Consider the following 5,353-nt stretch of genomic DNA (forward strand, 5'->3'; position numbering starts at 1 on the left):
AAAGTGGCGCACGGGTGCGTAACGCGTATGCAACCTGCCTCTGTCTGGGGGATAGCCCGGAGAAATCCGGATTAATACCGCATAAAATCACAGTACGGCATTGTACAATGATCAAACATTTATGGGACAGGGATGGGCATGCGTGTCATTAGCTAGTTGGCGGGGTAACGGCCCACCAAGGCGACGATGACTAGGGGATCTGAGAGGATGGCCCCCCACACTGGTACTGAGACACGGACCAGACTCCTACGGGAGGCAGCAGTAAGGAATATTGGTCAATGGAGGCAACTCTGAACCAGCCATGCCGCGTGCAGGAAGACTGCCCTATGGGTTGTAAACTGCTTTTATCCGGGAATAAACCTGTCTACGTGTAGGCAGCTGAATGTACCGGAAGAATAAGGATCGGCTAACTCCGTGCCAGCAGCCGCGGTAATACGGAGGATCCAAGCGTTATCCGGATTTATTGGGTTTAAAGGGTGCGTAGGCGGCCTGTTAAGTCAGGGGTGAAAGACGGTAGCTCAACTATCGCAGTGCCCTTGATACTGACGGGCTTGAATAGACTAGAGGTAGGCGGAATGAGACAAGTAGCGGTGAAATGCATAGATATGTCTCAGAACACCGATTGCGAAGGCAGCTTACTATGGTCTTATTGACGCTGAGGCACGAAAGCGTGGGGATCAAACAGGATTAGATACCCTGGTAGTCCACGCCCTAAACGATGAACACTCGCTGTTGGCGATACACAGTCAGCGGCTAAGCGAAAGCGTTAAGTGTTCCACCTGGGGAGTACGGTCGCAAGATTGAAACTCAAAGGAATTGACGGGGGCCCGCACAAGCGGAGGAGCATGTGGTTTAATTCGATGATACGCGAGGAACCTTACCCGGGCTTGAAAGTTAGTGAAGTTTCCAGAGATGGGAACGTCCGCAAGGACACGAAACTAGGTGCTGCATGGCTGTCGTCAGCTCGTGCCGTGAGGTGTTGGGTTAAGTCCCGCAACGAGCGCAACCCCTATGTTTAGTTGCCAGCACGTTATGGTGGGGACTCTAAACAGACTGCCTGTGCAAACAGAGAGGAAGGAGGGGACGACGTCAAGTCATCATGGCCCTTACGTCCGGGGCTACACACGTGCTACAATGGACGGTACAGAGGGCAGCTACACAGCAATGTGGTGCGAATCTCACAAAGCCGTTCACAGTTCGGATTGGGGTCTGCAACTCGACCCCATGAAGTTGGATTCGCTAGTAATCGCGTATCAGCAATGACGCGGTGAATACGTTCCCGGGCCTTGTACACACCGCCCGTCAAGCCATGGAAGTTGGGGGTACCTAAAGTATGTAACCGCAAGGAGCGTCCTAGGGTAAAACCGATAACTGGGGCTAAGTCGTAACAAGGTAGCCGTACCGGAAGGTGCGGCTGGAATACCTCCTTTCTGGAGCAGCACCGTCTACCCGCTTCGCAACATGATACTCTTATCAAGGGAAAAAAAAAGAAACACCCAGAAGATTGACCACATTGGTGGCACTAACAAGAATCTTTGAGGGGCGAGATTGAAATTGAATTACGGTTTTTGATTTACGATTTACGATCTGCTATATCGGCATACAAAAATCCAAAATCGTCAATCCCAGAATCTGAAATCAAACAGTCCCGTAGCTCAGCCTGGTTAGAGCACTACACTGATAATGTAGGGGTCTCCAGTTCAAATCTGGACGGGACTACTATATCGGGGATACCAATCTTATGGGGGATTAGCTCAGCTGGCTAGAGCGCCTGCCTTGCACGCAGGAGGTCAACGGTTCGACTCCGTTATTCTCCACATCCGGGCCGAAATCCCGGAGACCGAAGCGGAAAGCTTTAAAAAAACAGACAGTGCCGGGATCGGCAGTATACATTGACATAATTGAGAAACAGAAAGGAAACGCCATGGGGCACGTATGCATACCGTATACGAAACGGTTCGAGACCGCGGTTTTTTACTAACAAGGCGAAGCCAAAGGCTTGGAAGCAGACAGTGAAACCTGCAACCTGATACCCTTTGCCCAGCCTTGGCAAAGTTCTTTGACATATTGGAAGAAGTTAAAAAAGAAGAGCAAACAACAATAGGCGACTGTTGTGTTTGTGCTCGCTTGATAGAGGCGCAAGCGGAAATTGAGCATGAGACATCATAACAAGAGCAAAAAAGCATACCATATGGCGCAAAAGGCATATGAGTAGAAGAAAGTAAGAAAGAGTACACGGGGGATGCCTTGGCTCTCAGAGGCGATGAAGGACGTGATAAGCTGCGATAAGCTCCGGGGATCCGCAAATACGAATCGATCCGGGGATTTCCGAATGGGGCAACCCGGCTGGTTGAAGACCAGTCACATATAATGAGCAAACCTGCCGAACTGAAACATCTAAGTAAGCAGAGGAAGAGAAAATAACAATGATTTCCTGAGTAGTGGCGAGCGAAAGGGAAAGAGCCCAAACCATCCATGTTACGGCATAGGTGGGGTTGTAGGACTGCGGCGTGGCATTAAGGAACAGAAGTGGAACGGGATGGGAAGCCCGGCGATACAAGGTGATAGCCCTGTACACGTATAGAACCTTGGTCTAGCAGTATCCTGAGTACCGCGAGGTCGGAGACGCCTTGTGGGAATCTGCCGGCACCATCCGGTAAGGCTAAATACTCCTGAGAGACCGATAGTGAACCAGTACCGTGAGGGAAAGGTGAAAAGAACCCCGAACAGGGGAGTGAAATAGAACCTGAAACCGTGTACTTACAAGCGGTCGGAGCGTCCAGGTGGCGTGACGGCGTGCCTTTTGCATAATGAGCCTACGAGTTACTCTTTCCTGGCAAGGTTAAGTGTTTTAGGCACGGATCCGAAGCGAAAGCGAGTCTGAACAGGGCGTATAGTCAGGGGAGGTAGACGCGAAACCTTGTGATCTACCCATGGACAGGTTGAAGGTGCGGTAACACGTACTGGAGGACCGAACCGATAAACGTTGAAAAGTTTCCGGATGATCTGTGGGTAGGGGTGAAAGGCTAATCAAACTGGGAAATAGCTCGTACTCCCCGAAATGTTTTTAGGAACAGCGTCGGCATTTAGTTACATAGAGGTAGAGCTACTGATTGGGTGCGGGGGAGTCAAATCCTACCAAATCCAGACAAACTCCGAATGCTATGTAATATGGCCGGCAGTGAGGCGCGGGGTGCTAAGGTCACGCGCCGAGAGGGAAAGAACCCAGACCATCAGCTAAGGTCCCCAAGTTACAGTTAAGTTGAACTAACGAGGTCCGATTGCACAGACAGCTAGGATGTTGGCTTGGAAGCAGCCATTCATTTAAAGAGTGCGTAACAGCTCACTAGTCGAGCGATCGGGCATGGATAATAAACGGGCATTAAACTGTGCACCGAAGCTATGGGATTGAAATATATCGGTAGGGGAGCATTCCATGCGCGGCGAAGGTATCTGGTAATGGGTGCTGGAGCGTATGGAAAAGCAAATGTAGGCATAAGTAACGATAAGGCGGGAGAGAAACCCGCCCACCGAAAGGATAAGGTTTCCTGATCAACGCTAATCGGATCAGGGTCAGTCGGGACCTAAGGAGAACCCGAAGGGGAAATTCGATGGACAACTGGTTAATATTCCAGTACTTTTTATAGCTGCGATGTGGGGACGGAGTAGTGACACTGCCGCGATCTGACGGAATAGATCGTTAAAGACAGTAGGTATTAGGACGGTAGGCAAATCCGCCGACCTAGCTGAAAGTCGATAGTACCGCGAGGCTCCGGCTGAGCGGATAGCGCAGGTAATCAGACTTCCAAGAAAAACCGCTAAGCTCCAGGCTATAAAGACCCGTACCGCAAACCGACACAGGTATCCGGGAAGAGGATTCTAAGGTGCTCGAGTGAATCATGGCTAAGGAACTCGGCAAAATGGCCCTGTAACTTCGGGAGAAGGGGCGCTGGCAGCAATGTCAGCCGCAGTGAAAAGGCCCAGGCGACTGTTTAACAAAAACACATGGCTTTGCAAAATCGAAAGATGAGGTATAAGGCCTGACACCTGCCCGGTGCTGGAAGGTTAAGAGGGGATGTCATCCGCAAGGAGAAGCATTGAATCGAAGCCCCAGTAAACGGCGGCCGTAACTATAACGGTCCTAAGGTAGCGAAATTCCTTGTCGGGTAAGTTCCGACCTGCACGAATGGTGTAACGATCTGGGCGCTGTCTCAGCCATGAGCTCGGTGAAATTGTGGTCCCGGTGAAGACGCCGGGTACCCGCAACGGGACGGAAAGACCCCATGCACCTTCACTACAGTTTAACATTGACACTGGCTACAGGATGTGTAGGATAGGTGGGAGGCTTTGAAGCGGTATCGCCAGGTATCGTGGAGCCAACGTTGAAATACCACCCTTTCTGTATTCGGTGTCTAATCCCGCACAGCGGGAGACATTGTTTGATGGGTAGTTTGACTGGGGTGGTCGCCTCCAAAAAGGTAACGGAGGCTTTCAAAGGTAAGCTCAGTACGCTTGGTAACCGTACGCGGAGTGCAATAGCATAAGCTTGCTTGACTGTGAGACAGACAAGTCGATCAGGGTCGAAAGACGGATATAGTGATCCGGTGGTTCTGCATGGAAGGGCCATCGCTCAAAGGATAAAAGGTACGCTGGGGATAACAGGCTGATCTCCCCCAAGAGCTCATATCGACGGGGAGGTTTGGCACCTCGATGTCGGCTCGTCACATCCTGGGGCTGGAGAAGGTCCCAAGGGTTCGGCTGTTCGCCGATTAAAGTGGCACGCGAGCTGGGTTCAGAACGTCGCGAGACAGTTCGGTCCCTATCTGTTGTGGGCGTAGGAATTTTGAGTGGGGCTGACCTTAGTACGAGAGGACCGGGTTGGACCAGCCTCTAGTGAATCTGTTGTTCCGCCAGGGGCATTGCAGAGTAGCTACGCTGGGAATAGATAAGCGCTGAAAGCATCTAAGTGCGAAACTAGCCACGAGATGAGAGTTCCATATAGGACCGTAGAAGACTACTACGTCGATAGGCTACAGATGTAAAGGTGGCGACACCACAGTCGAGTAGTACTAATCATCCGAGGCTTTCAAAGGCAACATACTGTTGTTTGTTCTTCGAAACTTAACTTCTTTCAATAATATGTCACTGTTTGGGTTGAAGGTTGAAAGTTGAGGGTAAAAGTGCAACCGCACGGAACTTTAAACTTTATACTTTACACTTCAGACTTTAAAATATTCAGGTGCCTATATCGGCGGTGTCCACCTCTTCCCATTCCGAACAGAGAAGTTAAGCCCGCCAGAGCCGATGGTACTGCGGTAACACGTGGGAGAGTAGGTCGGTGCCAGATCTTAAA

General features: G+C 50.7%; 2 tRNA genes and 3 rRNA genes. All 5 read left to right on the top strand.

Features of this window, described 5'->3' with window-relative positions:
• Positions 1–1,430: ribosomal RNA gene (locus DF947_RS22015) — 16S ribosomal RNA — on the top strand; the annotation flags it as partial.
• 214 nt (positions 1,431–1,644) lie between these two features.
• Positions 1,645–1,719: transfer RNA gene (locus tag DF947_RS22020), tRNA-Ile, on the top strand.
• A gap of 24 nt (positions 1,720–1,743) precedes the next feature.
• Positions 1,744–1,817: transfer RNA gene (locus tag DF947_RS22025), tRNA-Ala, on the top strand.
• A 398-nt stretch (positions 1,818–2,215) separates the two neighbouring features.
• Positions 2,216–5,092, top strand: a 23S ribosomal RNA gene (locus DF947_RS22030).
• A 143-nt stretch (positions 5,093–5,235) separates the two neighbouring features.
• Positions 5,236–5,347: ribosomal RNA gene (rrf, locus tag DF947_RS22035) — 5S ribosomal RNA — on the top strand.
• Positions 5,348–5,353 lie beyond the last annotated feature (6 nt).

This window comes from Pedobacter paludis (assembly GCF_003173575.1).
Classification (GTDB): domain Bacteria; phylum Bacteroidota; class Bacteroidia; order Sphingobacteriales; family Sphingobacteriaceae; genus Pedobacter; species Pedobacter paludis.